At 40.4% G+C, this 24,781-nt stretch carries 28 protein-coding genes and 2 pseudogenes; 12 read left to right on the top strand and 18 right to left on the bottom strand.

Annotated features, from left to right (window positions below; genetic code table 11):
• The first annotated feature begins 194 nt into the window (after positions 1 to 194).
• Together ACLFKQ_RS28715 and ACLFKQ_RS28710 are read left to right on the top strand one after the other, a co-directional pair.
• Positions 195 to 848, top strand: a complete 654-nt coding sequence (locus ACLFKQ_RS28715; protein WP_449003045.1) for a hypothetical protein — start codon at positions 195 to 197, stop codon at positions 846 to 848.
• Positions 849 to 1,284: 436 nt separating this feature from the next.
• A pseudogene (locus ACLFKQ_RS28710) lies at positions 1,285 to 1,636 on the top strand (transposase); the annotation flags it as partial.
• A gap of 45 nt (positions 1,637 to 1,681) precedes the next feature.
• Here ACLFKQ_RS28710 and ACLFKQ_RS28705 read toward each other — a convergent pair.
• From ACLFKQ_RS28705 to truB, 4 genes are all read right to left on the bottom strand, one after another.
• The gene (locus tag ACLFKQ_RS28705; protein ID WP_449003044.1) at positions 1,682 to 3,076 is read right to left on the bottom strand and encodes a sensor histidine kinase; all 1,395 of its coding nucleotides are present in this window, start codon (positions 3,074 to 3,076) and stop codon (positions 1,682 to 1,684) included.
• Between the two features lie 46 nt (positions 3,077 to 3,122).
• On the bottom strand, positions 3,123 to 4,784 hold the full coding sequence (locus tag ACLFKQ_RS28700; RefSeq protein ID WP_449003043.1) for an FAD-dependent oxidoreductase: 1,662 nt from the start codon (positions 4,782 to 4,784) through the stop codon (positions 3,123 to 3,125).
• Between the two features lie 420 nt (positions 4,785 to 5,204).
• The gene (locus ACLFKQ_RS28695) at positions 5,205 to 5,381 is read right to left on the bottom strand and encodes a hypothetical protein (RefSeq protein ID WP_449003042.1); all 177 of its coding nucleotides are present in this window, start codon (positions 5,379 to 5,381) and stop codon (positions 5,205 to 5,207) included.
• 110 nt (positions 5,382 to 5,491) lie between these two features.
• The gene (gene truB, locus ACLFKQ_RS28690; RefSeq protein ID WP_449003041.1) at positions 5,492 to 6,460 is read right to left on the bottom strand and encodes a tRNA pseudouridine(55) synthase TruB; all 969 of its coding nucleotides are present in this window, start codon (positions 6,458 to 6,460) and stop codon (positions 5,492 to 5,494) included.
• Positions 6,461 to 6,591: 131 nt separating this feature from the next.
• Between truB and ACLFKQ_RS28685 the strand changes: the two genes are divergently transcribed.
• The gene (locus ACLFKQ_RS28685) at positions 6,592 to 7,542 is read left to right on the top strand and encodes a GDP-mannose 4,6-dehydratase (RefSeq protein WP_449003040.1); all 951 of its coding nucleotides are present in this window, start codon (positions 6,592 to 6,594) and stop codon (positions 7,540 to 7,542) included.
• A gap of 19 nt (positions 7,543 to 7,561) precedes the next feature.
• The gene (locus tag ACLFKQ_RS28680; protein WP_449003039.1) at positions 7,562 to 7,702 is read left to right on the top strand and encodes a GNAT family N-acetyltransferase; all 141 of its coding nucleotides are present in this window, start codon (positions 7,562 to 7,564) and stop codon (positions 7,700 to 7,702) included.
• Positions 7,703 to 7,809: 107 nt separating this feature from the next.
• On the opposite strand, the gene ACLFKQ_RS28675 is transcribed toward ACLFKQ_RS28680, so the two are convergent.
• Complete coding sequence (locus ACLFKQ_RS28675; RefSeq protein WP_449003038.1) at positions 7,810 to 9,210, bottom strand: diguanylate cyclase domain-containing protein; 1,401 nt, start codon at positions 9,208 to 9,210, stop codon at positions 7,810 to 7,812.
• A gap of 796 nt (positions 9,211 to 10,006) precedes the next feature.
• Here ACLFKQ_RS28675 and ACLFKQ_RS28670 point away from each other — a divergent pair.
• On the top strand, positions 10,007 to 11,137 hold the full coding sequence (locus tag ACLFKQ_RS28670) for a WG repeat-containing protein (RefSeq protein ID WP_449003037.1): 1,131 nt from the start codon (positions 10,007 to 10,009) through the stop codon (positions 11,135 to 11,137).
• Between the two features lie 294 nt (positions 11,138 to 11,431).
• On the opposite strand, the gene ACLFKQ_RS28665 is transcribed toward ACLFKQ_RS28670, so the two are convergent.
• Together ACLFKQ_RS28665 and ACLFKQ_RS28660 are read right to left on the bottom strand one after the other, a co-directional pair.
• Positions 11,432 to 11,632, bottom strand: a complete 201-nt coding sequence (locus ACLFKQ_RS28665) for a hypothetical protein (RefSeq protein WP_449003036.1) — start codon at positions 11,630 to 11,632, stop codon at positions 11,432 to 11,434.
• A gap of 125 nt (positions 11,633 to 11,757) precedes the next feature.
• A complete protein-coding gene (locus ACLFKQ_RS28660) occupies positions 11,758 to 12,492 on the bottom strand; it encodes a precorrin-2 C(20)-methyltransferase (protein ID WP_449003080.1) in 735 nt (244 codons plus the stop codon).
• 105 nt (positions 12,493 to 12,597) lie between these two features.
• Here ACLFKQ_RS28660 and ACLFKQ_RS28655 point away from each other — a divergent pair, with 105 nt between their 5' ends.
• Complete coding sequence (locus tag ACLFKQ_RS28655) at positions 12,598 to 13,017, top strand: hypothetical protein (protein WP_449003035.1); 420 nt, start codon at positions 12,598 to 12,600, stop codon at positions 13,015 to 13,017.
• Here the strand turns inward: ACLFKQ_RS28655 and ACLFKQ_RS28650 are convergent, their stop codons facing one another.
• Entirely contained in the window at positions 13,018 to 13,365 is a 348-nt protein-coding gene (locus tag ACLFKQ_RS28650) for a thioredoxin family protein (RefSeq protein WP_449003034.1), read from the bottom strand.
• A 108-nt stretch (positions 13,366 to 13,473) separates the two neighbouring features.
• Positions 13,474 to 14,190: an NnrU family protein gene (locus ACLFKQ_RS28645; RefSeq protein WP_449003033.1), complete on the bottom strand. Its 717-nt coding sequence runs from the start codon at positions 14,188 to 14,190 to the stop codon at positions 13,474 to 13,476.
• A 159-nt stretch (positions 14,191 to 14,349) separates the two neighbouring features.
• On the opposite strand from ACLFKQ_RS28645, the gene ACLFKQ_RS28640 reads away from it, so the two are divergent.
• Positions 14,350 to 15,339 (top strand): LysR substrate-binding domain-containing protein, encoded by a 990-nt coding sequence (locus tag ACLFKQ_RS28640; protein ID WP_449003032.1) that lies wholly within the window; start codon positions 14,350 to 14,352, stop codon positions 15,337 to 15,339.
• A gap of 138 nt (positions 15,340 to 15,477) precedes the next feature.
• Here ACLFKQ_RS28640 and ACLFKQ_RS28635 read toward each other — a convergent pair whose 3' ends face one another.
• Complete coding sequence (locus ACLFKQ_RS28635) at positions 15,478 to 15,807, bottom strand: hypothetical protein (protein ID WP_449003031.1); 330 nt, start codon at positions 15,805 to 15,807, stop codon at positions 15,478 to 15,480.
• Positions 15,808 to 16,123: 316 nt separating this feature from the next.
• Here ACLFKQ_RS28635 and ACLFKQ_RS28630 point away from each other — a divergent pair, with 316 nt between their 5' ends.
• A complete protein-coding gene (locus ACLFKQ_RS28630; RefSeq protein ID WP_449003079.1) occupies positions 16,124 to 16,729 on the top strand; it encodes a vWA domain-containing protein in 606 nt (201 codons plus the stop codon).
• 193 nt (positions 16,730 to 16,922) lie between these two features.
• On the opposite strand, the gene ACLFKQ_RS28625 is transcribed toward ACLFKQ_RS28630, so the two are convergent.
• The 3 genes from ACLFKQ_RS28625 to ACLFKQ_RS28615 form a co-directional block, all read right to left on the bottom strand.
• Positions 16,923 to 17,162, bottom strand: a complete 240-nt coding sequence (locus ACLFKQ_RS28625; RefSeq protein WP_449003030.1) for a 2Fe-2S iron-sulfur cluster-binding protein — start codon at positions 17,160 to 17,162, stop codon at positions 16,923 to 16,925.
• A 69-nt stretch (positions 17,163 to 17,231) separates the two neighbouring features.
• Positions 17,232 to 18,728 carry a cobyric acid synthase CobQ gene (cobQ, locus tag ACLFKQ_RS28620; protein ID WP_449003029.1) on the bottom strand — a complete coding sequence of 499 codons (1,497 nt, stop codon included), beginning with the start codon at positions 18,726 to 18,728 and terminating at the stop codon, positions 17,232 to 17,234.
• Between the two features lie 57 nt (positions 18,729 to 18,785).
• Positions 18,786 to 19,190, bottom strand: coding sequence for an Npun_F0494 family protein (locus tag ACLFKQ_RS28615; RefSeq protein WP_449003028.1), 405 nt, complete (start codon positions 19,188 to 19,190; stop codon positions 18,786 to 18,788).
• 79 nt (positions 19,191 to 19,269) lie between these two features.
• Between ACLFKQ_RS28615 and ACLFKQ_RS28610 the strand changes: the two genes are divergently transcribed.
• The 3 genes and pseudogenes from ACLFKQ_RS28610 to ACLFKQ_RS28600 all read left to right on the top strand — a co-directional run bounded on the left by ACLFKQ_RS28610 (position 19,270) and on the right by ACLFKQ_RS28600 (position 20,682).
• Positions 19,270 to 19,599 carry an ArsR/SmtB family transcription factor gene (locus ACLFKQ_RS28610; RefSeq protein ID WP_449003027.1) on the top strand — a complete coding sequence of 110 codons (330 nt, stop codon included), beginning with the start codon at positions 19,270 to 19,272 and terminating at the stop codon, positions 19,597 to 19,599.
• Positions 19,593 to 20,009: pseudogene (locus ACLFKQ_RS28605) on the top strand (hypothetical protein); the annotation flags it as partial. The gene ACLFKQ_RS28610 and the pseudogene ACLFKQ_RS28605, both read left to right, overlap by 7 nt.
• A 31-nt stretch (positions 20,010 to 20,040) precedes the next feature.
• Positions 20,041 to 20,682: a class I SAM-dependent methyltransferase gene (locus ACLFKQ_RS28600; protein WP_449003026.1), complete on the top strand. Its 642-nt coding sequence runs from the start codon at positions 20,041 to 20,043 to the stop codon at positions 20,680 to 20,682.
• A gap of 10 nt (positions 20,683 to 20,692) precedes the next feature.
• On the opposite strand, the gene ACLFKQ_RS28595 is transcribed toward ACLFKQ_RS28600, so the two are convergent.
• Positions 20,693 to 21,295: a TVP38/TMEM64 family protein gene (locus ACLFKQ_RS28595; RefSeq protein ID WP_449003025.1), complete on the bottom strand. Its 603-nt coding sequence runs from the start codon at positions 21,293 to 21,295 to the stop codon at positions 20,693 to 20,695.
• A 65-nt stretch (positions 21,296 to 21,360) separates the two neighbouring features.
• On the opposite strand from ACLFKQ_RS28595, the gene ACLFKQ_RS28590 reads away from it, so the two are divergent.
• Positions 21,361 to 21,498 (top strand): hypothetical protein, encoded by a 138-nt coding sequence (locus ACLFKQ_RS28590; protein ID WP_449003024.1) that lies wholly within the window; start codon positions 21,361 to 21,363, stop codon positions 21,496 to 21,498.
• Positions 21,499 to 21,765: 267 nt separating this feature from the next.
• Here ACLFKQ_RS28590 and tnpA read toward each other — a convergent pair whose 3' ends face one another.
• The 4 genes from tnpA to ACLFKQ_RS28570 form a co-directional block, all read right to left on the bottom strand.
• Complete coding sequence (tnpA, locus tag ACLFKQ_RS28585) at positions 21,766 to 22,164, bottom strand: IS200/IS605 family transposase (protein WP_449003023.1); 399 nt, start codon at positions 22,162 to 22,164, stop codon at positions 21,766 to 21,768.
• 68 nt (positions 22,165 to 22,232) lie between these two features.
• A complete protein-coding gene (locus tag ACLFKQ_RS28580; protein ID WP_449003022.1) occupies positions 22,233 to 23,438 on the bottom strand; it encodes a sensor histidine kinase in 1,206 nt (401 codons plus the stop codon).
• 212 nt (positions 23,439 to 23,650) lie between these two features.
• On the bottom strand, positions 23,651 to 24,175 hold the full coding sequence (locus ACLFKQ_RS28575) for a hypothetical protein (RefSeq protein ID WP_449003021.1): 525 nt from the start codon (positions 24,173 to 24,175) through the stop codon (positions 23,651 to 23,653).
• 21 nt (positions 24,176 to 24,196) lie between these two features.
• The gene (locus ACLFKQ_RS28570) at positions 24,197 to 24,634 is read right to left on the bottom strand and encodes a hypothetical protein (protein WP_449003020.1); all 438 of its coding nucleotides are present in this window, start codon (positions 24,632 to 24,634) and stop codon (positions 24,197 to 24,199) included.
• Between the last annotated feature and the right edge of the window lie 147 nt (positions 24,635 to 24,781).

Below are 24,781 nucleotides of genomic sequence, written 5' to 3'. Positions count from 1 at the left end.
AAAAATCGCAAACAACGGCTGCCTTTATGTCAATCTGAAAAAATGAGAACCGTAATTGAAGGATGAAACTCAACGAGATATTTAAATACAAGATATTGCTTTTCGCTTCAGTTCCCTAGCTATAATAAAACTATAGGATAGCTTGAAATATAGTCTTTGAGTTATTTACTACCCATACTCTACCGATTGCAGCAATGAGTATAGACGATCGCGAATCTGAAAAAAATCTCTCTATTTACCGCCAACTTCAACGGGGATTTATATTTTTTAGTGCCGCAATAGCGATTGTTTTATCGGCTGAATCTGGTTTAACTAGTGAAAAAAACAGTAAGCTAGCCGTATCGACAACTAGTTACCCCATAGTAGAATCAGCGAGTTTAGATACCAATTTAGATGTTCCTTGGTCAGAGCCAGTCAGAATTCAAGACCCATTTGAAGGTGAGTTTGTCGGCATTTTCGACCGCCACTTTTTCTATAGTCGAGTGCTCGATACTAGCGCTAGACTAGAAGTAGTTAGTTTGTGGAGTCCAGATAAAATTCGTTTTCTATTAGCCTACAGCGATCGCGACTGTTATTACAGCTCTAGTTTTTACCACCCGACATTAAGCAGAGATTGTTTGGCATCTAATGCCGCACTTAAAATTACCGATGTTTATCTCAAACTCGGCGAAGAAGTCTTTCGTCTCGAAAGTGACAATAATAGATTTGAAGTTGACGAGAAATTAGCAACAGCACTCAAAAACTCGCCGACAGAAAATGTGGATATTCGATTGATAGTAGAAAATGGCGAAACGGTGGATAGTTTGATAGGTAAAGAAACAGTCAAAGCCTGGCAAAGTATTTATTAATTGTTAGTTATTAATTGTTAGTGGTTAGTTGTCGATACTCATTACTTGTTCCCAAGCACCTGCGTCTGGCTACTTTTCTATCTCACGCAATACAGGAAAAGCATAGCCTCCTAGAGCGATGGTCAAAGCCATACCAGCACCAACTCTACTGCCAAAAATATTGCTAAAAAGCCTAGACAACGTGAGTTCGATGAAAAAATTTGGCTAAAAGAAAAGCTGAGAGGTAAACTTCAGAATGCCTATTCAAAAGACCATCTCAGCTATGACAACTATTGTATCTCGCCTCGAGCTCACGCAAGTTTTCTGTGATGTAGATGATTTCTACCAAGATTTGGAACGGAAGTATCGCTATCTACTCAACGGGTCGCGGCTTTGTGGAAAGCCGCGCTTCTGTTGAGCGTTGCTCAAATTATCTACACAAGAGCAACACAAACCCTGTCGCTCTCGCTTATGTGTGAGCGAAGTGATGATAATCGCGATCGCTTTTCATGGCTCAGGAGACAAAACTTTCAAAGAATTCTATACCAACGAAGTCTGGAAACACTGGCAGTCCGATTTTCCCAATTTAGTCAGCTACAACCGTTTTGTCGAGTTAATTGTTGTTATCTTGTTTTCTCGATACCCGTAAAGGGCAGATGACAGGAATCGCCTTTGTTGACTCTACGCCAATTGAAGTCTGTCATCCTTGTCGTGCTAGAAGCCATAAAGTCTTTGGCAACTTACCACAATGGGGTAAAAATTCGGTGGGCTGGTACTACGGCTTTAAATTGCATCTGATTACTAATGACAACCGTTATTGCTTATTAAGGGGCGTGGACTCGCTCGCTCGTTACTTATTCAGAAATTGGTAAACAGACGCTAAAACAAGTTCTGCCAGGATTAGATTCCACAAAAATAGAACCCTGATGGCGATTTTCGACAATACGCCGTACCGTTTCTAGTCCCAATCCCGACCCCTCTCCAACGGACTTAGTGGTAAAAAATGGCTCAAAAATCCGCGATCGCACTTCTGGGTCAATACCGCTACCCGAATCGATAAGCTCGACACGAATCAAGTTATTTTGCTGTCGGGTAATGATTTCTAGTTTTCCCCGACCCTTCATGGCCGAGATCGCATTATCGATGAGATTCGTCCACACTTGATTTAATTCGCTACCGTAAGCCATAATTTGGGGTAGTTGCTTGTCATAGTTGCGCTTGACTTCAATTCCCTGTTTGAGTTGATGGATAAATAGTTTGAGGGTGTCTTCGATTCCCTGATGCACGTCTACTTTTTGGCGCACTCCTCGATCTAAATAGGAATAAGATTTCATCGAACAGACTAGTTCGGATATTCTTTCTGCACCCCGCAAACCATGTTTGATTGCCGACATCACTTCAAAAGAAAGAGCCAACCAGCGTAGCCCCATTTCTCTTAATTCCGTAGGATCGTCTCGCCAACGTTGGGTCAGACGAGCTAAAGTTTCTGTTTCCATTCCTGCTGCTGCTAGAGGTTCGGTGAGTTTCCAAGCATCTGCTACACCGTAATTTTCTAACCATTCCTCCAACATATATTCGCGATCGCTCAAGGTAACTGGGTCGATGCGATCGTTAAGAATTGCCTCGTATCCCGCATCTCTAACTTTGAGCCATTCCTGAGTGTGTGCCTCTTCCACATTACGCTGTCCGTAGACCAAATTCATTCTTTGTAGTTCCAAAATTGCAGCAGGCATTTCTTTTAAGGAACGTACCAAAGCAGCAGTAGGGTTATTTAGTTCGTGAGCCAAACCTGCTGTCAAAGTCCCCAAAGCAGCCATTTTTTCTCGTCCGCGAATAAAAGATTCCAAACCTCGCATCCTCCGCTCGAAAACCCGGAAAATAATGCGCTCGAAGTCACGACATTCGTGAAGTAATTTGCGAAAATTATCACCGTCTATTTCATATAGATAACAATCGCTCAAAGCTCTGAGAGTAACAGGTACGAGGTTATCGGTCAACACTTGTACTTCCCCAAAAAAAGCTGGCGCATCGTGCCGTCCGATGGGAATTTCCGCCCCTTCGCTACGACGGGTAATTGCCATTTCGCCTTTAATCAGGACAAAAAAACCGCAATGGGGTTCTCCTTCTTTAACTAAAATCTCTCCAGTAGTTAATTCGACTACTCTGGCGCAAGCGCACACCCATTCTAATCGTTCTCTGGGAAGGTGTTGGAATGGTTCGAGGGCAATTATTTCTTCAATACAGAGCATGGTGGTAAAAAATGAAGGATAAAAAATGAGTGATGAAAAATAACTATTAAAACTTACTTAAATAACGGTGAATGAATTGAACGGAGATCGCTCCTTCCCCGACTCCCGATGCTACTCGTTTGACCGAGCCATGACGAACATCTCCTGCAGCGAAGATACCAGGGACGCTGGCTTCTAGTAAGAAAGGTTCGCGGTCTAAATTCCAGCCTTTGGGTGGTTTGCCGTCACGCATTAAATCCGAGCCAGTCAAGATAAACCCTTTTTCATCCCGTTCGACGATGCCATCAAGCCAGTCGGTTTTGGGCATTGCACCGATAAAAATAAATAAGGAGCTTGCCTCGATGGTTTCTACTTTTGCCGTGTTGTTATTCTTAACGACAATTACCTCTAAATTTTTCTCTCCTTTAACTTCTTCTACTACACAACCTAAACGAACAGTGATGTTAGAAGTTTCATCGATCTGGTCAATTAAATATTGCGACATACTCTTATTCAAGGGCGAGCGCACTAACATGATTACTTTCCTAGCATATTTAGAAAAGTGCATTGCTGCCTGTCCTGCGGAGTTTGCTCCACCAACTATATAGACTGTTTCTCCCTTACAGGCGATCGCTTCAGTCATGGCTGCACCGTAGTAGACTCCTGCACCGGATAATCGCTCAATTCCAGGAACATCGAGTTTGCGATAGGATACCCCTGTAGCAATTAACAAGGCATGACAGGCAATTTCACTACCGTCTGCCAACTGTAGTATGCGATATGAATTTTGCCGGCGAATTCCTGTAACTTCTTGAGGAGTGAGCATTTCTACCCCAAAGCGTTTGGCTTGGGTAACGGCGCGACGAGTTAAATCTGCCCCACTCAAACCGACGGGAAAGCCTAAATAATTTTCGATACGGGAACTAGAACCTGCCTGTCCCCCTGGTGCTTCCCGTTCTATGGTAATAGTAGTCAATCCTTCGGAAGCTCCATATACAGCTGCTGCCAGTCCTGCTGGTCCACCTCCGACGATCGCTAAATCATAGAAAGGTCTTTCGGGTTGGGTTTGCAGACCGATTTTACTGGCCAGCTCTAAATTAGAAGGCTGAATCGAGTGAGAACCATCGGGAAATAAAACTAAAGGCAAACATTGCTTACCATTGGTTTGGGCGTAGGTTAATAATTCCGTTGCTTCTGCTTCTAGTTCGATATCCAGCCATTGATAGGGTATTTGGTTGCGTGCTAAAAAGTCTTTAGTTTGATGGGAAAGGGGCGACCAACGATTGCCAATTACCCGAATACCCTGAAAGGGAGGACAAAAGGCAGCCAACCAATCATCTAGTAGATCGTCTAAAATGGGATAAAGTTTTTCTTCTGGTGGATCCCAGGGTTTGAGAAGATAATAATCGAGTTTGGCACTATTGATCGATTGAATGGCAGCATCGGTATCGGCATAGGCGGTAAGTAAGGCTCGTTTGGCATCGGGAAAAATTTCTTTGGCTCGTTCGAGAAACTCTACTCCACCCATTTGAGGCATTCTCTGATCGACGAGAAATAAAGCTACCGATTCATGGCGTAATCTGATTTGCTCGACCGCACCTAGTCCACTCATCCCCGAATCTGCCCGCACAATCCGAAAGCGATTGCCGTATTGATGCCGCAAATCCCGGGCCACTGTTTGCAAAACATCTGGATCGTCATCGACGGTTAATATTACAGGTTTTGCCATAACTCAATTTAAAAAATCTGCTTATTGAATAATTTATGCTGTTTGGGTAATTTAAAAAGCTCTTAGGGAACAGTAACCCTTCATTGATAATAAAATAATATTCAGTTCTCAAAAGTAACAGGAGCTTTAAATTTTTAATCTTTAGAAAGCAACTATAAATAAAATATTAAGCAGTAAAATGATTTAGCATGAGTGGAATCATCGCTATATAAACAATAGATTTCCTGACTTCGGGTAGTCTTTTATAATCTTTACTCAATCTTCTGTGCTTTCCCAACCAGGCAAAAGTCCTCTAGATTACTAATCTTCGTCGTATCTACTTTTCTTTTGAATAAAAAAAATGGAACAGCCTAAATCATACTTACGATCGAAAATTTAGTCAATCATTAACCATTTAGTATTATCTTTTAAGTGTTTGGTTTACTTTTTACCGAGTAAAATTCTGCCAATACGAAACAATTGCTTTGTCGTGCTAGTGCGATCGCTGAGATTACTAGCTGGGATAGTAAACACTTCATATTCTAAATTTTCTAATTCATCTTGAATATCGCGATCGCGTCGCTGTCTATCCGAGTTACGGTGAAGATGCCGACTCATACCATTTAATTGTTTCTACTTTGAGTAAAGCAGATATATATATATAGTTAAACAACTTAGGCTCGCACCATGCCATCTTAATCATGCCATCTTAATAAGGTTGATGAGGTTTATTTTGTATTTATATTATGAGAATTACTCCGAGGCTCGAAAACATGGTTGCTCGATCGGAGGCTAGTACATACTATTTTCGGCTTAATTTTAAGACCGCGATCACCAATTAAGCTACTAATACCTAAAAAAGTGCGATCTTGTTTGAAGGTTACCAAAACATGATTCTTTTTGTTTAAAAATAACTGTTTTCCTTCTGTAGATATCTCGATCGCTTGACCCTGACACCATCTTTTAGTTTCAGAATCTTTTAAAATAACCGATGATAGATGGGTTAATGCCGACTCTGGGGCGATCGCGGTAAAAGTGTTTTCCTGTAGCTGGCTTTCTAGCTCGGCAAAAGTCAGGCTATTTTCTAGCTTCATGCCACAGCTTTTAGTACGGATCAAATTGGCTAGAGTACCTCCCGTGCCTAACATCTGTCCTAGATCGCGAGCGATCGCTCTAATATAGGTTCCAGAACTACAGCTAATATCTACCTCTATTTCGGGAAACTCCGCCGCTAGCTCAACAGCGATTAGTTGGATATTTTCTATAGTTACGGTTCTGGAAGGAACGTCTACTTTTTCTCCTTTTCTGGCAAGTTCGTAGAGTTTTTGACCATCTCGCTTAATGGCACTGTAGATCGGTGGAACCTGTTCGATGGTACCGACAAAATTAGGTAAACTAGCAGCAATTGTTTCTCTGTCTATCTCGATGGTAGGAGCCGTAGCCACAACCTCTCCTTCGAGATCGTCAGTAGTGGTAGTTATCCCCAAACGAATACGAGCGCGATAGGCTTTATTTTCAGGTAAAAACTGTAATAAACGCGTTGCTTTACTTAGTGCAATTGGTAATACTCCAGTAGCAGCAGGATCGAGCGTACCTCCGTGTCCAATTTTTTTAGTATTTAACAACCGTCTCAATTTAGCCACACAGTCATGAGAAGTAAAACCCGCCGGTTTGTTGAGGTTAATAAAGCCAAACATTACAATTACCACTTACTGAATACTGATAAGAGAGGAGAAATGAATTTTAAATCTTTACTGTTGACTGTAGGGTAATACCAGTTATCCTATAATTCTAAATTTGAAAACCAAGTTCTATTTTATCGACCTCTATGTCTACTCAGATAGTTACGGGCGTCGCGGGTTTTATTGGCTCTCACTTAGCAGAAACACTTTTAAACCGAGGTGATCGCGTTATTGGCATCGATCGGTTTAACGATTACTACGATCCTCAACTCAAACTGCAAAACGTAGCTCATTTAAAATCTCATTCGTCTTTTAAGTTAATTAAAGCTAATATCCAAGATTTGAATTGGCAGGAACTTTTGGGAGAAACCGAGGTAGTCTACCATCAGGCAGCTCAAGCTGGAGTCAGAGCGAGTTGGGGTGAGGGTTTTCGTAATTATACGGAAAGAAATATTAATGCCACCCAAGTAATTTTAGAAGCGGCAAAACAAACTCCGTCTTTAAAGCGTATTGTTTATGCTTCGAGCTCTTCGGTGTATGGCAACGCCGAAACCATGCCCACTCCCGAAACTATTTGCCCTCAGCCCGTATCTCCCTACGGTATTACTAAGTTAGCAGCAGAACGTCTATGTTGGTTATATCAGCAAAACTTTGACGTACCCATTACCGCACTACGCTATTTTACCGTCTATGGTCCCCGTCAACGTCCCGACATGGCTTTTCACAAATTCTTTAAGGCGGCAATTCAAAACGAAACAATTTCTATTTATGGTGACGGCAAACAAACTAGAGATTTTACTTTTGTCAGCGATGCAGTGGCAGCTAATTTGTCGGCAGCAGAAGTACCAGAAGCAGTAGGGCAAGTATTTAATATTGGTGGCGGTAGTCGGGTAGTTTTAACCGATGTTCTCGATAAAATGGAACGGGTAATGGGAGAACCGCTTCGTAAAGAATACGTAGAAAAAGCCAGAGGTGATGCGCGTCATACTAGTGCTGACGTTACTAAAGCCAAAACAATTTTAGGCTACGATCCGCAGGTTTCTCTAGAAGAAGGATTGACCAGAGAATGGGAATGGATTAAACCTCTATATGGATAATCTGTATGGATAAAATCGGTTGTACGTATTGTCGACGAAAAGAAGACAGGGTATTGGAAGCCAACTAATCGAGAAAATTATCCGACAGGCTAAGCCACACTTCGAGGTACTAAATTTAAGAACTAATAATGGCAAAGCGAATAAATTCTACCTAGCGTAGGGTTTTCAACGAAGTTACGAGCGACCGGAATGTACGCACATTTTATATTTAAAGTAGATTGAGATCGAAGCCAATCGAGATGAAGACTAGGTTTTTTGAGGATCGCTCTAGCTAAAATTGATAATATCCTGGTTAAAAAATGCTCGATTGCGTCCTCCTGCTTTAGCTCGGTACAGAGCGCGATCGGCGGCAGCAATTAAGAGCTGGTATTCGGCTTCGGGGCTGGGAATCATACTAGACACTCCCAAACTTAAGGTGACGAACTGACTAATTGGCGATGATTGGTGACTAATTTTTAACTGCTCGACATTTTGACGTATTTTTTCGGCGACTTTTAAAGCTCCAATTTTATCCGTCAAAGGCAAAACAATGGTAAATTCTTCGCCACCATAGCGAAATGCCAAATCCCCCGGACGTCGAACCCCCTTAGCGATCGCCTGCGCCACTTGATAGAGACAGCGATCGCCAAGCTGATGCCCGAAAGTATCATTGTAAGCTTTAAAGTAATCTATGTCGCAGAGAATTAAGGAGAGATATTTTCCTTCACGAGCGCATCTCGACCACTCGTTGAAGATATATTTATCAAAACGACGACGATTGTAAATTTTAGTTAGGCTATCATAATTTGCCTGGGAGCGAAGCTCGATATTAGCTGTTTCCAAAGCAATTTCAATTTGCTTGCGATCGCTGATATCTCGAAAAGTCATTGCAAATCCATCTCCTAACTTAACAGCTACAATCTGAAACCAAGCCGCAAAGGTAGAGCAACTATAATAATATTCTTTATTTAAAACGGTGCACTTTTCTACCACTAGAACGAACGAATCTAATAATCCTTCGAATAAACTCGATGATTCTTCAGCGAACAAGTGCTTGCCAATTAGGTTTTCTTTAGTTTGTCCTACTGTCATTACTGCTACTGGATTGGCGAGTAACCATTTAAAATCGACAATTTCTCCCTGAACATCTCGAATAGCTTCAAAAGCTGCAACCCCATCTAAAGAACTATCTAATACCCCAGATAAAAGGCTTCTAGAACATTCTAATTCTTTTTCTGCAACTCGCCTTTCCTCTAGCTGCAGTTGGACAATTCGTTGGAGTTGTTGGTTTTTGCTCAGTATTTCTAAATGTTTTTGGATGCGAGCGATAATTTCTTCGATAAAAAACGGTTTGGTAATATAATCTACTGCTCCTACTTTGAAGGCTCTAACTTTATCAATTTCCGAATCTAAATTACTTAAGAAAATAACTGGGATGTGGCGCGTATATTCCTGAGATTTGAGAATCTGGCAAACTTGATAACCGTCAATAGTCGGCAAGAGGATATCTAACAAAACTAGGTCGGGAAGCTCTGCTTTGATAATATGTAGAGCTACTTGTCCATCAGTAACGCAAGTAACTTTATAGCCATGTTTGATTAACAAACAAGACAAAAGTTGTAGGCTTTCTGGAAGATCGTCTACGATTAGGATATTTCTGGGCGATTCGAATTCATCTTTTTGGTTCATTTACCAGATGGTTGGTAATGAATAATTTTAATTACACTTACAGTAAAGTTAGTTATTCCAAAACATCTTCCATTTTGAACATTTTGAAGTTAAATACTAGATATAGATAAATCTAAACGTAAATAATGTAAATAAAGAAAAAATTTAAATTAAAACCTCGACTAACTTTATGTTCAGTTCGTCTGAGCACTCGAGCGACAATAGCAATTTGTCACCTAGATCTAGCATGGTTGCTTTATTCCGCTCCAGCTGTTATTTACAACTCGACCAGGTTAAATTAACAATACGACCTTTATATCACAGACACAAAAGTACTGTAAATAAATTGTCAAAAAATAGCCTAACCAGGAAATTAGATCGACCGTTAATTCGATCGAATATATTTGAGAAAAAATTAGGCAAAAACACTGGGTTTATCTGGCAACAGGCAACTCTAACACAAGATAATCAAGCCTGTACTCGCTTTTTTCTGAACTGCAAGAGCTAATTGGTTTGAAATTTCTACTTGACCCGAGCTCAAGGAATTAATACTCAAACTCTTCTATAATCCTGGCTAAAAGTTATGTCTATGGCTTAGGTCTAAATTTTTTAGATTACTTAACTTAATTATAGAGTGGTCTAATGAACTCAGATCACGTACGAGGCTAACTTTTTAAGATTAGATACTAGTAGATCTCTTGCATGAATAAATAATCAAAGCTTTTTTTCTTATGACCTTTCCCCTTTTCACCCTAGCTTGAGTAGTTAATGATGATTCGTGCAAGAAGTTTAGTAAAGACTAAATTTGCCTAAAATAATGGTTTTTCAAACTTTAAAGATTAAATGTTCGGATATTATAGTAGCTTTCTTTTTGAGTTTATCAGGTGGCTTTTTGCTAGAGGGACTAACTTCCGATCCACAAAATAACAGTCATAAAAATAATATTGACACCAGCAAACTTTATCCTTTTTGTATTGATAATTGTTCTAAATACGGCTATATCGATCGAGAAGGAAACGTAGCTATAAAACCTCAATTTGAAGTTGGTTACAGTTTAGAAAACCAGTTTAATTTTTTTAGCGAAGGTTACGCTGTAGCAAGCATTGGCAGTGTTTCAGGATATATAAATACTCAAGGTAAGTATGTTATTAATCCTAAATATTATAGCTCACTACCATTTTCAGAAGGTTTAGCTGGAGTTTGTGATAATAAATGTGGATTTATAGATAAAAAAGGTGATTTGTCTATTCCTTTGCGATATGATAATATTTTAAATTTTTCCCAAGGTTTATCCGCAGCCAAAATAAATGATAAGTGGGGGTATATTGATAAACAAGGTGACTGGGTTATTAATCCACAGTTTGACTATGGCTTTGGTTTTAAAGAAGGATTAGCTGCTGTTGTTATCAATGATAAAATTGGATATATAAATAAACAAGGTGAATACGTAATTAACCCTATTTACGATTTACATAATAGTTTTATTAGCTATTCTATTTTACCTTTTAAACCCAATATACCAAGCTTTTCAGAAAGTTTAGCTGCTATTTCACTCAATAAAAAATATGGATATATTAATCAAGAAGGGGAGTTGGTTATCCGCAATAAATTTGACAGTAATTTACCTTTTACAGAAGGAATTGCTGGAGTATTAATTGAGGATAAATGGGGTTTTATTGACAAAAACGGAGATTGGGTAATAGAGCCAAAGTTCGATCGTGTATCACCATTTTATGAAGGTTTATCTGCTGCTAGTCTTGGTGGTAAATGGGGATTTATAGACCGACAAGGAAAATTTGTAATTAATCCACAATACGATTTTTCTACACGGTTTATAAATGGTTTAGCTTTGGTGACAGATGAAGATGATGATAATACGAATTTTTACTACATAAATAAAAACGGAGAAATAATTTATCAATACCGTATAGAAAAAAAAGAAAATTAGTAGCAAATATTTTTATTGAGAAAGTAATTTTAATTAATGAATACCTCAAGCAAATCCTCAAGGCTGGAAAGCATTCTGTAAAGACAACCATTCTTTTCAGTATAGGTTTGATTATCTATTTTCAAGACAGATCTAATGCTCGCTATTAATAAAACCAAACGATCGAGCCATTAATCGAAATAAATAGCTTTTTTTCTCATTATCATTGTCTAGAATAGTTAGATATTAAAAAGTTTGAGTTTTTCAAGTGAAAACTCAAACGATATGATTTCAAAATATAATTAAATAAAAAATTTAAAAACTTTGGCGGGATGCTAGTTTTTCCACAATTGCCTGAGATTCTTGTAGCATTTGTTCCCTGCTATCTGTTGCTTTGGTAAGAGTAGGTACTAAGTTGCGAGCCTGTAATGCCATGTGTAACTGCAATTGAGCGACATATTCGCTAATATCTTCACGAAATAATTCTGGTTCTTTATCTGCGTGCTTAATATTCATTAATTCTGTCCCAGTCAAATTTTGTATAGTACGGTACTTTTAAAAAGTACCACGAGCTGTAAATTCGATCTACTAATTGAGTGTAGTTTAAATATTTTGCAACATAACTCGAGAAATACATTGGTTTAAATTTGATGTCTGCGCCGATCGCCTGGAGCGACGATCGTAAACAGTAGGGAAAAATAAGACAAGTTTAACTGGGGAAGCTCGCTGAGGCGATGGTAAATTTTTTGGTCGGGAAAAGTAGCTTTTTCCACGATCCAACTAGACTGAAGTAAGTTTCTGGCTCGTAACACCTGCCATACTTGTCGATACACCGAATTAACTTTGAGCAACACCAGCGCATCTGCCCAGTCGAGTACGGCTTCGAGTTCGGCAACGCTGTAAATAGCTGGTAAGATAGCCAGACGTTCGCTGTTAACAGTAAGGGGTAAGTTCAATTCTGAAGCGATCGCCACAGGCGAACAAACTCCCGGTACCGTTGCTACCCGTGATTCTGGATAGAGTTGGCATAAAGTCTGGGATAGATAAGTAAAAGTACTATAGAGACTGACATCTCCCAAACAAGCAAAAGCTACATCTCCCAGTTGCAAATATTGCCAAACTTTCCTAGCCGCAGTCTGCCAAGCTTGCTGTAACATAGCCTCGTCGTTAACGTAAGGAAAGTTTAACTCTAAAGTTTGTTGTTCTGGTTTGAGCCAGGCTGAGATAATCTCTCGTGCTATCCCAGGACGACCGCCTCTACCACAAGGAAAAGCTACCACGTCAGCTTGTTGCAGAATACGCAATCCTTTAAGAGTAATTAATTCCGGATCCCCAGTGCCGACGCTGATGCCATAAAGTGTACCCAATCTCTCAATCTCGATTAGCGATGTTCGATCTATAGTTTTTACCACAACGCGATCGTTATTCAAATAAATGCTTAACTTAAATTAATCGAACTAATTAGAGGAGATTTAACAACCGTGAATGCATTCGAGAGAGCTAAAACTTTAGACATGACTGCTAAAATTGCTTCTGTCGTTAATCTATTCAAGTTGCAGTTTCCCGATGCCAAAGCCGATCTCAAACCTTGGAAAAACGATCCCGAAACTTTAGAACTAGTCGATCCAGACTCTATCGATATCGGGTTTCATTTTCCAGGCTGGAGTAGACGTTTTCAAAGCAATAGCATTTTAGTTCAAATTCGCTTTCATCGAGAGGCTTTGGAGGTAAGAGAAAAGCTGATTGGAATCGAAACCGCCGGTTTTAGCCATCTGGGACGAGTTTGGCGATTTTCTACAGTCGAGAATTGGCAGTTTGTCGGTCAATGCCAACCCTCTGAAGATGTCGAACAAAAACTCAAACTATTTTGTCGTCAAGTTTTTGAGTTGTTCGGCATCTAGCTATGCCGATCTTGTTTCGGTCGTTTGATTAAAGATCGAGCTTTCGAGAGTCAAATACAAACTTTCTCGATTTTTAAAACTGTCTAATCTCTGTAACAAATTACCGTTGTCAAACAACAATAAAGTCGGCAAATTTTGAATGCGGTAAGTATTAGCTAACTTAAAATTCTCATCAGCGTTAATTGAAATTAACTCGAGCGGGCGTTGAAAATCTGCCTGCAATTTTTCCAGCATAGGTTCGATCAGTTTACACAAACCACACCATGGTGCCCAAAAGTGGACTAATACTAGTCGATTCTTTTTTAAAACCTCTCGTTCAAAGTTATGTTCGTCGATCACAGATGACATATTAATTGAGTATATTAATTGAGTAAATTTTTCGATCTTATAAAAAAAGTTTAATTTGAATTATGCTACTATCGATCGGGAGCTAGTGAAAAGCATCTTCAGCTAAAACTACCAAGATACTCTAGCAGTTGCCTGCATCAGCCAGGGATGAGCCCACCACAGGAGTAAAACAAAAGCCAAAACTCCCAAATAAGAAGGACGTAGAAACTCTTGCCATTTTAAACGTTGACGACCATCAATAATTGCCAGAAAAGGAATTACCGAGGTACGTTGCTTTACTTTTAAAAAAGCCGAGCCGTATTTGCGTTCCCAACGGCGATCGCCATGCCAAACTGCAAACAAGTGATGGGCAATTAAACCCACTGAAGTCAATAGGGTGAATGTGGTACCTAGCCAAAGAGTATGAGCGATACACCAAATAACTTGTCCGACCATTTGAGGATGGCGACTGATGCGGATGATTCCCGTCTCATACAGATGAACTTCTGGTTTTTGCACGGCGGCAATTTCCAGTAGATTAAATGTAGCAGGATAGAGAAAAATAAACGACATCGCCGACAGCAACCAAACCAACTGGAACGTACCCGTTATTTCCCGAACTTGCCATAACTGCAGACCATCATAGCGATGATTGAAAAAGTAAATAATCAACACAGTGGCAAATGGTATGCTTGCAGTAGCAAAAATAACTCGATAGAGTCTCGCGCCTATTCGAGCTTCAGCCCACGGTCTTAAGGCTGCCAAACCACTATGCACCAAGGCAAACCCTAGAAGCAGTCCTAACATAATCCCATGACTGGCAGTAAACCAAGTCGAAACAGTCATACAAATACCTATATAAGTGTGATTTATCATAATCGATAGTAGCAATAATTAACTAAAAATCCGAGCCGATCATGGTAGGGTGCAAATTGTAATAAAAACTTTTTAAAGATTTACACTCCAACTACAAATTAAATTAAAATTTGACTTTATAAAAATAATATGTATGATATTCCTTTTACTTTGGATCAGCTTCGCATTCTCAAGGCAATTTCCTCTGAAGGAAGTTTTAAAAGAGCGGCTGACAGTCTCTATGTCTCTCAACCCGCAGTTAGTCTCCAAGTACAAAATCTAGAGAAACAGCTAAACGTACCTCTATTCGATCGCGGTGGTCGTAGGGCACAGTTGACCGAAGCGGGACATTTATTATTAAGCTATGGGGAAAAAATCATTTCTCTGTGTCAAGAAACCTGTAGAGCGCTTGAAGATTTACAAAATTTACAAGGAGGTACCTTAATTGTCGGTGCTTCTCAAACTACGGGAACCTACTTAATTCCCCGAATGATTGGTATGTTTCGCCAAAAATACCCCGATGTTTCGGTACAGCTACAGGTTCACTCAACGCGCCGTACTTCCTGGGCGGTAGCTAATGGACAAGTAGATCTGGCAATTATTGGCGGAGAAGTACCTGCAGAACTCGGCGAAATTCTCAAGATCGTTCCCTATGCCAATGACGAATTGGCTTTAATTTTGCCCACCGTACACTCTTTAGCACGAGAAGAAAGCATTCACAAAGAAGATTTATACAAATTGCAGTTTATCACCCTCGATTCTCAATCGACGATCCGCAAAGTTATCGACAAAGTTTTAACCTGCTACGAAATCGACCCTAAACGCCTCAAAATCGAGATGGAACTCAACTCGATTGAAGCGATTAAAAATGCCGTACAGTCGGGATTGGGAGCAGCTTTTGTTTCGACGACGGCGATCGAAAAAGAATTGCAAATGGGCGTGTTACATCGAGTTAAAATTGAGGAGGTTACTATCGAACGGACACTTTCGGTAATTATCAATCCCAATCGCTATCGTTCTAAAGCAGCAGAAGCTTTTAGCAAGGAAATTCTGCCTCAGTTCTCGACGTTCGAAAATTTTCAAGCCCTGGATATTTCATGCCATCACCCAATTACGGTCGGCTCCGTCATAGAACCATAGAAGCGTACGGTTTTTGTCCACCAGACCTCATAAAATACGGCGCTTCTCAGTACTTCATCAATAATCTATTAGTTGGGAACTTGCTTGTAAATTAATCGTATTGGCAAGCAAGTTCGATAATCGTGCAGATAGTTTCGCTCAACCTGCGGCTTCGGCTGGTTTTTGACGGGAAACTCTACCAGCTTGACGGTTGGCATTTCTGCGGCTCATTTCGTCTGCTTCTTCTATAGGTGCAAATTCAATATGATTTAACAGAGTAGTTACGAAGGCAAACAGCAAGAAAGGTAAGGATAATACTAAAACAATGCCCACAGTTGCCAAAGCATAAATTTGACGAGTACTGCTCCAAAGAGCCAAAGTAGTAGCTAGACTAATGAAAATAACAATTAACCAGACGATAATCTGACCGTAAATATCGCCAAATTTTAGGGTGCAGATCATCTTATATTTTTGGAGTTCGTTATCCATGAGTTTGATTTTTCTCGTAATATTATTTTTCGTATTATCTTTTAATGTATATAAAAATTTTACGACCGCTCTTTATTCATCACAACATCTAAATATTTGTTTCAATCCTGCAATATCTGTTTACAATTTACGTGGTAACTAACAAGTATAAATACTCAAAGATTATTTTTCCAGCGAAACAACTTCTAGAGAGTTGTAGGCTAGAAATTTATGTTCGATCTTTAGTTTAAGTAACTTTAGCTTGGGCTTGTTATGAGCTTAACTCAAACCAAAAATCAGTTTATCAAAGGTGATCGTAACTATGGCTGAAGGTTCTATTATAGAAGACCGCGATTATACATTGATTATCGATAAAAGCGGCAGTATGTCTATCAACGACCGCCCGGGAGGTAAAACCCGTTGGCAATCTGCTCGAGATTCTACTCTAGCATTAGCAAAAAAATGTGAAGAAATTGATTCTGACGGTATTACCGTTTATCTATTTTCTGGTCGTTTTCGCCGTTACGATAATGTTACTTCCGACAAAGTAGATCGGATCTATGAAGACAACGATCCTATGGGACGTACCGATTTATATAGTGTTCTGTCAGATGCTCTCGATAACTATTTTCAGCGTAAGGCCGCAGGAAAGACCAAAGAAAATGGCGAAACGATTTTGGTCGTAACCGATGGCGAACCTGACGACTATAAATCGGTCATGCGTTTAATTATCGATGCTTCTCGACAAATAGACCGCGAGGATGAACTGGGTATTTCCTTGATTCAAGTCGGCAACGATCGCAAAGCAACTCAGTTTCTCAAGGCTTTAGACGACCGCCTACAATCTGCGGGAGCAAAATTCGATATTGTCGATACGGTTACGATCGACGATATGGAAGGTTTGACTCTATCGGAAGTATTGCTCAATGCGATTACCGATTGAAGTATCAATTATTTTAGATAGAGTGCCCTTAGAGGGGGTTTAAAATTAGTGAAGGGTAACAGGTAAGGAGTAGTCTAAGGGCGAGGCACTCGGCAGTAAGTCAGATAAATTGCTTCGTTGCCAATTCTACTCTTATCTCTTACTCAAACTAAACCTATTGCCGCTCGCCGTTCTAATGATTATGGTCGCTTATCTACCATGCCGGATCGTCATAAACGTTGACTGTGAACTCAGGGCGATCGCCAGGTACGGAACTAATACAAGAACGTATCGCCGTTCCGTCCTCTAATTCTACCTCGCAAGCGTGACAGCTTCCCATCAGACAGCCCGTAGCAATAAATATCCCAGCCCGTTCTGCAACCTGTAGCAGGGGTTCTCCTGGTTCTGCTGCCACGGTGACATCATCGGGCAGAAAACGAATTTTGACACTCATACTTTTTTGTTAGCTCTATATAAAATTTAGCTTCCGCTCTTGCTTTCTTATTACTAATTTACTAAGATTTTATCTGCGAGTTAGTGAAAATGTACTTAAGTCGAGATTTTGCTCCACCAAGCTAGCGATCTCATTCAAGGCGGCTTCTCGTTGCTCTCGATAATTAGCAATCCCCGTTGCCAAAGAAGGTATTCCCCGTTGTTTGCGTAGTTGATTCAACCAAGAGCGTCGCCAAGCTCCATTATCAAATAAACCATGAATATAGCAGCCCCAAATCGACTGACTTTTATCCACCATTCCTAAATTGGGATCGTCAAAAATTGGTTGGTAGTTAGACTCTATATCTTTGTGTTTGTATTTGCGAGCGATTCGGCTTCTTCCCTGATGGATTTCATAGCCATCAACGGGCAAACCTACTTGAGGTAGGTTAGAAGTAACTTGTCTTTGACGAGCAACTTTATTGTTGGCTAGGATGGTGGTTATCGGTATCAAACCGAGCGCATTAAACTCTCCTGCTTCTCCTTCAATTCCTTCTGGGTCGATAATCTGTTGTCCGAGAATTTGATAACCGCCACAAATACCTAAAATCGTGCCACCAGCTGCGGCGTATTCTTTGATTTGCCGTGCCATACCGCTTTGTTCTAGAGCTAGCAAATCGGAAATGGTGGTTTTAGTTCCCGGAATGATTACCGCATCGGGGTATCCTAAAGTTTCATTGATGCCGACATATTTAATTGAAACTGTCGATTCGGCATTTAAAGGATCGAAATCGGTAAAGTTGGCAATTCTGGGTAGACGGATAACGCTAATTTCTATGTCTTTGTTAGCCTGCTGAAATTTTCTTTCTAGTAAATCGAGTGAATCTTCCGCCGGAAAAGCCGACTCTTGCCAAGGGATCGTTCCCAAAACAGGAATTCCGGTGTGCTTTTCGAGCCATTCGATTCCTGGGTCTAGTAACTTTTTGTCGCCACGAAATTTATTAATAACTATACCTTTAACCAATGCTCGCTCTTCAGGTTCTAGTAATTCTAATGTGCCGACTACATGGGCAAAAGCTCCTCCCCGTTCGATATCGACAACTAAAATTGTCGCTGCTCTCACATGCTTGGCAACTCTCATATTAGTTAGGTCGCGATGTTTGAGATTAATTTCTGCTGGACTACCAGCTCCTTCACAAATAACTAGATCGAATTCTAGAGATAGGCGATAGAGAGATTCTTGAATAACTTCCCAACCAAAATTAAAATATTTATCATAGTATTCTGTGGCATTAGTAGTTCCTACCGCTTTGCCCTTAATAATTACTTGAGAGGTCATGTTGCCTTGAGGTTTGAGCAAAATCGGATTCATATCCACTTGCGGTACCACTCCGGCTGCCCATGCTTGTACCGCTTGAGCGTAACCAATTTCTCCTCCTGTAGCAGTCACATAGGCGTTAAGAGCCATGTTTTGCCCTTTAAAGGGAGTTACTCGCCAGCCATGTCTTGCTAAGATGCGGCACAAAGCAGCAGTCAAGAAGGATTTTCCTGCATGGGAGGTAGTCCCCACCACCATAATCGCTTTCATCAATCTAGCCCCTGCTTATTTATAATGTATTCACTGTGACAACGGTCGCTAACTTATCTAAAGTGACCATTTTAACCAACGATTTAGCCAATTGGAAACTCTAGCGATCGAGTTAGGCTGTGGCAGTGAATTGGCACCTCGTTCGTAGGAGGCTACTATTTGTCTGCCTAAAGGAGTTAGGCGAAAACTATCGGTCAAACCCTGTCCGTCTACCTCTCGCCGTAATAAACCAACTTGGATCAACCATAATAATCGAGCTTCTGCTCCAGATTCGGTTAGTGATTTTTGAGTATATCCTGCTTCAACTCCCGTAACACCTGCAATCTCGCTCAAGAGAACGCTCTGATTTCGCATTGCCTGAAATAATTTTAGTTGAAATCCAGAGCAAGTTAAGGCTCTGGTAGCTCTGATAATGGTACGGCGAGGATAAACTAAGGATTTGGAAGTAATGCTGGAGGTCATTTCAATAAAATTTTAATTGAAAAATTACCGAAGAATTAATCTCTGATTATAATTAAGAACAACATTTTGACAAAAGTTGATGCAAGTTAATTCATCCACAGAATCTACTCTTATTATGACAGGGTTTCATGCCCTTTCCGTTCCTTTACGTTTGGCTGTGGTCGATTTATTAAAAGACCGAGAATTATGTGTATGCGATCTTTGCGAACATTTAAATGTCAATCAATCGAAGCTTTCGTTTCACCTTAAAACTTTAAAAGAGGCCGAATTAATTCGTTCTCGTCAGCAGGGACGTTGGATTTACTACAGTCTCAATTTGCCGCAGTTTGTAATTCTCGAACAATATTTAGCTGAGTTTCGTCGTTACGCTACCATTTTTCCCTTAAGAAATTGCGATGCTAAGTTCTAGTGCAAGGAATTAAACAAGACCCCAATGCTCTAGGATATTTTGGCTATGCTTATTATGAAGCCAATCAAGACGACTTAAAAGCCTTGGCGATCGCTCGCGGCGATGGAGCAGTTTTACCTTCTCGCCAGACAGTAGAAGCGGGGGAATATCAGCCTCTGTCTCGTCCGCTGTTTATTTACGTTAACTCCAGTGCCGCGCAGAATAACCCCAATCTCAAAGAATTTGTAGAATTTTATCTAGATGAAGTTCCCCAAACTGTCAGCGAAGTTGTTTATATACCGCTACCAGAAGATGGCTATCAGTTAGATAAAATTCATTTTGCCAGAGGTAAAGTCGGTACGGTGTTTGAGGGACAAGCCGCTCTCAATCTAACCATTGGCGAACTGTTACGCAAACAGGCAAACTTCTAAGATCCTTAAATAAATTTGAGTCAAGATTTCCATGTTATCGACTACTACTAACTTATCCGAACAAAAAGTCAACCAGCAATACGACAAAATGGCTAGTTGGTACGATCGCCGGTGGCAGGGTTATATTGACAAAACGCTTGCTTTTTGTGTGGATTGGTCGCAAATTTCCGAGGGAGAAAGAGTTATAGATGTGGCTTGTGGTACTGGAGAGTTTGCCAAACTAATTCTCCAACGAAATTCCACTCAGCAAATTTCAGGAATCGATCTTTCTGCCAATATGCTTCAGGTAGCTCGTCAAAAATGTCGGGCATATCCTAATGTTGAATTTCAACAAGCAAAGGCGGATAAATTACCCTTTTCGGCAGAAAGTTTCGATGTTATCGTTTGTGCTAGTGCTTTTCACTATTTTGACGAGCCACAGTTAGCTCTATCGGATATGAAGCGAGTTTTAAAACCGCAAGGTAGACTGATAATCTTAGATTGGTGTCGGGATTTTTTTACGGTAAAGTTTTTAGATCTAGGACTAAAACTTTTCGATTCAGCCTATACGGGATGTTACACTCAAGCAGAACTGCATTGCTCTCTATCTTCGGCAGAGTTCACCATACTTAGAGCTGAAAAACGCAAGTTAGATTGGTGGTGGGGGGTGGCGATCGCTACTGCTATTAAATAAAAAACAAGATTTAGTTCGATCGAGAAAAAGTGTTTTTAATTATTTTAGTAGCATACAATAAAGCTGCTAATGCGGCGAGCGCACCGATGACTGAAAATAAGATTTGTCTGGGATCGTTATTTCCAGACAGTAAATTAGCCCCTACCGAAGCAAGATAAACGTACAGTCCGATAACCGGAATCGTGCCTAGCCAAGAAACCAGCAAATATTGCCAAAAATTAATTTCAGTTAGGCTAAAACCATAGTTAAGTAGATTAGAAGGTACGATTGGAGCGAGACGAGCTAGAAAAACGATTTTCCAGCCTTTTTGAGCTACAGCGCGATCGAACTTTTCCCATTCGGGACGTTCGGCAATCCACTGATTGACTTTTTGACGGGCGATAGTTCTACCCAAAACATAGCAAATGGCAATACTTAGAGTATCGGCAACAGAAACCAGCAACGAACCGGGAATGAATCCAAATAAACTACCAGCACCAATAAACAAAAAAATTGTCGGTAGTCCAATCGAAGTTACCACAATATACAAAACTATAAAAGTAGGATAGGCACCGTAACCTAGAGAACTGAGCCAGTCTTGTCCTCGTGTCAGCCATGCTCCGATCGAAAACATAAAATAAAAATAAATATGGTGACTTTGCAGTGACTAGATAGTTTACAGTTTTTTACAAATTCATTATGACTCTTAAACGCCATAATTTTCTGTTATTTTTAGGGGCTACTGTTGGTACTCTGCCCGTAAGAGCGATCGCCAAATCTCAAAATAGCTGGCTTACTACAAGCGAGGGGGAACGGCAACTGCCCAAGCCCAGATAGAGACCACAATCCCTACTCCAGGTTTTCAACCAGTAAGGTTGCCACTACCATTGTCTCAGAAAAGATTTCGCCAGAGGAACAGATGATAACCTAAAGCAGCTATGAAGTGCGAGACGATTCAATCTTACCGGAAGGATATACTTACGATGTAATTACTACTTGGGGTGATGCTGTAGGAGATTCTAGAGTTTGATTATAACAATGGCATACAATATACAATATTCTTACAGCAAATGAAAGCCCACGCTTTCCAAGCGTATGGATGAATCAGCCACGAGTTTTCTGTTGAGCAATGTACTTTTCGATGGTAGAGGACGAAACATTGCCAGCAGTAGAACAGAAATAGCTTCTTGTCCACATCGAAGGTAATTTCATCAGCTCTGAAAATTCTTGTCTGAGATATCGAGCAGTATAGCCTTTGATTCGGTGCATCACTTGTGATGGAGCAATTGTAGGAGGACAGTTGAGAAAAGCGTGAATATGGTCGGGCATCACTTCGAGAGCCACAACTTCAAGATCGATTTTTAGAGCAGCCTCGTAGATTAACTGTTTTAGCCTTGGTTGTACTAAACCAATTAACACTTTTCTACGCCTTCGCGGACACCAGACGAAGTGATAGTTAATCAGGCTGACAGAAGTGTTTTGGTGCCTGTATTTTTGTCCCATACAATCCTAAAATGTGTCTATTTTCTAAGTTCGTCGAACTCACTTTAATATTAGGCGCTCGCGCGCTATCATTGTTGACTAATTTGAGCGATCGCTCGCGGTAAAATTACGGTAAAAGTCGAACCTTCACCCAACTGCGACTGCACTTCTATCTCTCCTTGAAACCGCTGAACTAGTTTATTGACGATCGCCAAACCCAAACCGGTGCTTTGAGGAAGATAATCTTCCGGGCTACCGACTCGATAAAAAGGCTCAAAAATTCGTTTTTGGTCTTCTTCGCTGATGCCTCTACCGGTATCGCTAACGGAAAATGTCCAGCGATCGCGATCTAGCTGTTGACAGACGATCTCGATCTTACCCGAGTCACTATAGCGTAGAGCATTACTAATCAGATTAGAGATAATCTGCCGCAGGCGCAAAGAGTCGCTTAAGACTATTTCTGGGGCGCGGGTACAATCTATTGATAGTTCTAAGTCTTTATCGCCAATTGAAGTTTCTAAAGCGGCAGTAATATCTCGAATTAGAGTTTTGACATTGACAGTTTCTATATTTAACTCGATACGATCGCTTTCATAGCGAGAAACTTCTAGGGCATTATTGATCAGACGCAACAACTGTTGTCCATTGCTTAAAACTCGCTCGATAGTTTGTAAATTTAAAGAAGTACCTTCTTGTTGTCTGGTTCTTTGTTGTTGCTGCAACAAGAGAGTCGAGAAACCAACGATCGCGTTGAGAGGATTTTTTAATTCGTGTGCTAGATGGGAAAGGTTGTCTTTTTGTGTTTCTACCAAGCGAGTTAATTCTTGATTGGTGAGTAACAGTTGGTTTCGCACCTGTTCGACCTCATGCATTCGCGCCTCGATATAGCTTTCTAGAGATGCCGCGGTTACTTCATCTAGTACGATATCGATTGTCTTAACTGCTTGTAACACTTCCCGTCCCGAACCAGTAAGTAAGCAAGGTTCTAAAACCGAAAAAATAACTTGCCGCAATAAGCGATATTCTCGAACGATTTCAGCAGCGTCATATCCTTGTTCTGCTCTAGTTAAACCATGTTCAAAACTCTTTTGTTCGACTTCTTCGGGATCGTCATCAAGTCGAGACTCGGTTAGTAAAGTAGCGATCGCTTCAATAATAAAGGGAATACTGTTTTTTACTGCCTGATGAGTCAATTCTCTGGCACTATCTATTTCTACGTCTCGGCAAACTGCTTCAATCCAGTTTTCGACAATCACCTCTCTTTTTGTCAGCAGTTCTTTACCGATATCTTTCATGTACGTTACAAATTAGACAGAAACTTAAATTGCTTTGGGTTACAAAAAGTTTATTATTACATCTAACGATTGCTACTTTTATCTATTAAATCCTCGTCAGAGGTTCGAGGGAGCAGATCTTTAAATAATGAAATAAAAATATAGTGCCAACAATCATGCTCGCACTATACTTCAGATAAGTTAAATTTTAGTCAAATCTTAAGAGGCAGTGTTTACTTTCTACCGCCAAACCATTTAGCAGCTATTGCACCCAAAGCCGCTCCTACTAAAGGATTGCTGAGAAACTTGACGATGGCTGGCTGGTCTGCCATAACTTCTTGGAAAATATCGGGATGAGAGTGATAGGCAAAGTTAGCAAGTTTGCTTACATCGTCGGCATTCATGCGGCTGGCATGATGGGTAGACAAACCCAACTGTTTTTCCAAGTCGCGCTCGCTCAAGCCTCTTTTTTTGAAATGTTTGAAGAATTCTCGCGCCACATCATCCCGTTCGTTGGGCTTAATTTTGGCGATCGCCTCTCGCAATTCTGGCTCCATTTGGGCTGGCGGAATGTTATTGTGGTTGAAAGAACGACCAAACAAACCCCGTCTCTCTTCTCTAGAGGAACGCTGGGCAAAGTCATCAAAGTTTTGATATTGACTGGCCAAATTATCTGCAGTAGTATCGTCAAGAGACTCCACATCCCCTTGCGCCAAGTCATTCATAATTTGGCGTTTGTATTCTCTATTACTAGACATATTTTTATTTACCTCGTAAACCTAAGATTTATATTGAATTTGATTTAATTTTTGGTCGTACTGAGCCGTAAGAATCAACTCTTTATCTGGTGCGTAGATTAAGACTGCCAAATTGCGATCGGGAAAGTTTTTATGAAACCCTTGAGTTAGGGATCGCGCCAAAGTTTTCACTTCCTCTGGTCTTACTTGGGGCGTAATTACCACTCCCAATTTATTGTCATCCCGTACGTAAGCATCTTGAATCAGTCCCCTGCTTTTACTAACAACCCAGTCACCAAACTGTTGACCCGCAACGCTATTGCCTCGTTCTAGCTGGCTATAGACCTGTCCGTTACCTACGGGAGCTAGTTCTCTATTTTGGGCTGTTGGTGCACCGCCACAAGCGGTGACGGTAGTCAAGATTAAAACTAAAACTGCCGTCACGATTAACTGACGACTTTTTTTGAAAAAAGCGGACACTTCTTCCTCCTAAATAAGTAAATTAAACCGAGTATATCGTTAGTATTTGTACATTATCGATATTCAATCTTAAATAAAAAGCTCTATTTATCGCTCCAGCAAAAGTATTATTTTTCGTAGGATCGACTACCATTATTATTAATTTTT

This window comes from Myxosarcina sp. GI1(2024), from assembly GCF_053543375.1.
The sequence above is the reverse complement of the archived record's forward strand: the minus strand, read 5'-3'. Positions and strand labels throughout refer to the sequence as shown.

What these genes read in the sequence shown, in the direction of transcription:
- ACLFKQ_RS28645 (WP_449003033.1), bottom strand. Translation starts at nt 14,190, where the DNA reads ATGACTGTTTCGACTTGGTTTACTGCCAGTCATGGGATTATGTTAGGA.
- ACLFKQ_RS28600 (WP_449003026.1), top strand. Translation starts at nt 20,041, where the DNA reads ATGTTATCGACTACTACTAACTTATCCGAACAAAAAGTCAACCAGCAA.
- ACLFKQ_RS28715 (WP_449003045.1), top strand. Translation starts at nt 195, where the DNA reads ATGAGTATAGACGATCGCGAATCTGAAAAAAATCTCTCTATTTACCGC.
- ACLFKQ_RS28665 (WP_449003036.1), bottom strand. Translation starts at nt 11,632, where the DNA reads ATGAATATTAAGCACGCAGATAAAGAACCAGAATTATTTCGTGAAGAT.
- ACLFKQ_RS28685 (WP_449003040.1), top strand. Translation starts at nt 6,592, where the DNA reads ATGTCTACTCAGATAGTTACGGGCGTCGCGGGTTTTATTGGCTCTCAC.
- ACLFKQ_RS28670 (WP_449003037.1), top strand. Translation starts at nt 10,007, where the DNA reads ATGGTTTTTCAAACTTTAAAGATTAAATGTTCGGATATTATAGTAGCT.
- ACLFKQ_RS28695 (WP_449003042.1), bottom strand. Translation starts at nt 5,381, where the DNA reads ATGAGTCGGCATCTTCACCGTAACTCGGATAGACAGCGACGCGATCGC.
- ACLFKQ_RS28615 (WP_449003028.1), bottom strand. Translation starts at nt 19,190, where the DNA reads ATGACCTCCAGCATTACTTCCAAATCCTTAGTTTATCCTCGCCGTACC.
- cobQ (WP_449003029.1), bottom strand. Translation starts at nt 18,728, where the DNA reads ATGAAAGCGATTATGGTGGTGGGGACTACCTCCCATGCAGGAAAATCC.
- ACLFKQ_RS28635 (WP_449003031.1), bottom strand. Translation starts at nt 15,807, where the DNA reads ATGGATAACGAACTCCAAAAATATAAGATGATCTGCACCCTAAAATTT.
- ACLFKQ_RS28700 (WP_449003043.1), bottom strand. Translation starts at nt 4,784, where the DNA reads ATGGCAAAACCTGTAATATTAACCGTCGATGACGATCCAGATGTTTTG.
- ACLFKQ_RS28590 (WP_449003024.1), top strand. Translation starts at nt 21,361, where the DNA reads ATGACTCTTAAACGCCATAATTTTCTGTTATTTTTAGGGGCTACTGTT.
- tnpA (WP_449003023.1), bottom strand. Translation starts at nt 22,164, where the DNA reads ATGGGACAAAAATACAGGCACCAAAACACTTCTGTCAGCCTGATTAAC.
- ACLFKQ_RS28595 (WP_449003025.1), bottom strand. Translation starts at nt 21,295, where the DNA reads ATGTTTTCGATCGGAGCATGGCTGACACGAGGACAAGACTGGCTCAGT.
- ACLFKQ_RS28575 (WP_449003021.1), bottom strand. Translation starts at nt 24,175, where the DNA reads ATGTCTAGTAATAGAGAATACAAACGCCAAATTATGAATGACTTGGCG.
- ACLFKQ_RS28650 (WP_449003034.1), bottom strand. Translation starts at nt 13,365, where the DNA reads ATGTCATCTGTGATCGACGAACATAACTTTGAACGAGAGGTTTTAAAA.
- ACLFKQ_RS28625 (WP_449003030.1), bottom strand. Translation starts at nt 17,162, where the DNA reads ATGAGTGTCAAAATTCGTTTTCTGCCCGATGATGTCACCGTGGCAGCA.
- truB (WP_449003041.1), bottom strand. Translation starts at nt 6,460, where the DNA reads ATGTTTGGCTTTATTAACCTCAACAAACCGGCGGGTTTTACTTCTCAT.
- ACLFKQ_RS28580 (WP_449003022.1), bottom strand. Translation starts at nt 23,438, where the DNA reads ATGAAAGATATCGGTAAAGAACTGCTGACAAAAAGAGAGGTGATTGTC.
- ACLFKQ_RS28675 (WP_449003038.1), bottom strand. Translation starts at nt 9,210, where the DNA reads ATGAACCAAAAAGATGAATTCGAATCGCCCAGAAATATCCTAATCGTA.
- ACLFKQ_RS28640 (WP_449003032.1), top strand. Translation starts at nt 14,350, where the DNA reads ATGTATGATATTCCTTTTACTTTGGATCAGCTTCGCATTCTCAAGGCA.
- ACLFKQ_RS28705 (WP_449003044.1), bottom strand. Translation starts at nt 3,076, where the DNA reads ATGCTCTGTATTGAAGAAATAATTGCCCTCGAACCATTCCAACACCTT.
- ACLFKQ_RS28610 (WP_449003027.1), top strand. Translation starts at nt 19,270, where the DNA reads ATGCAAGTTAATTCATCCACAGAATCTACTCTTATTATGACAGGGTTT.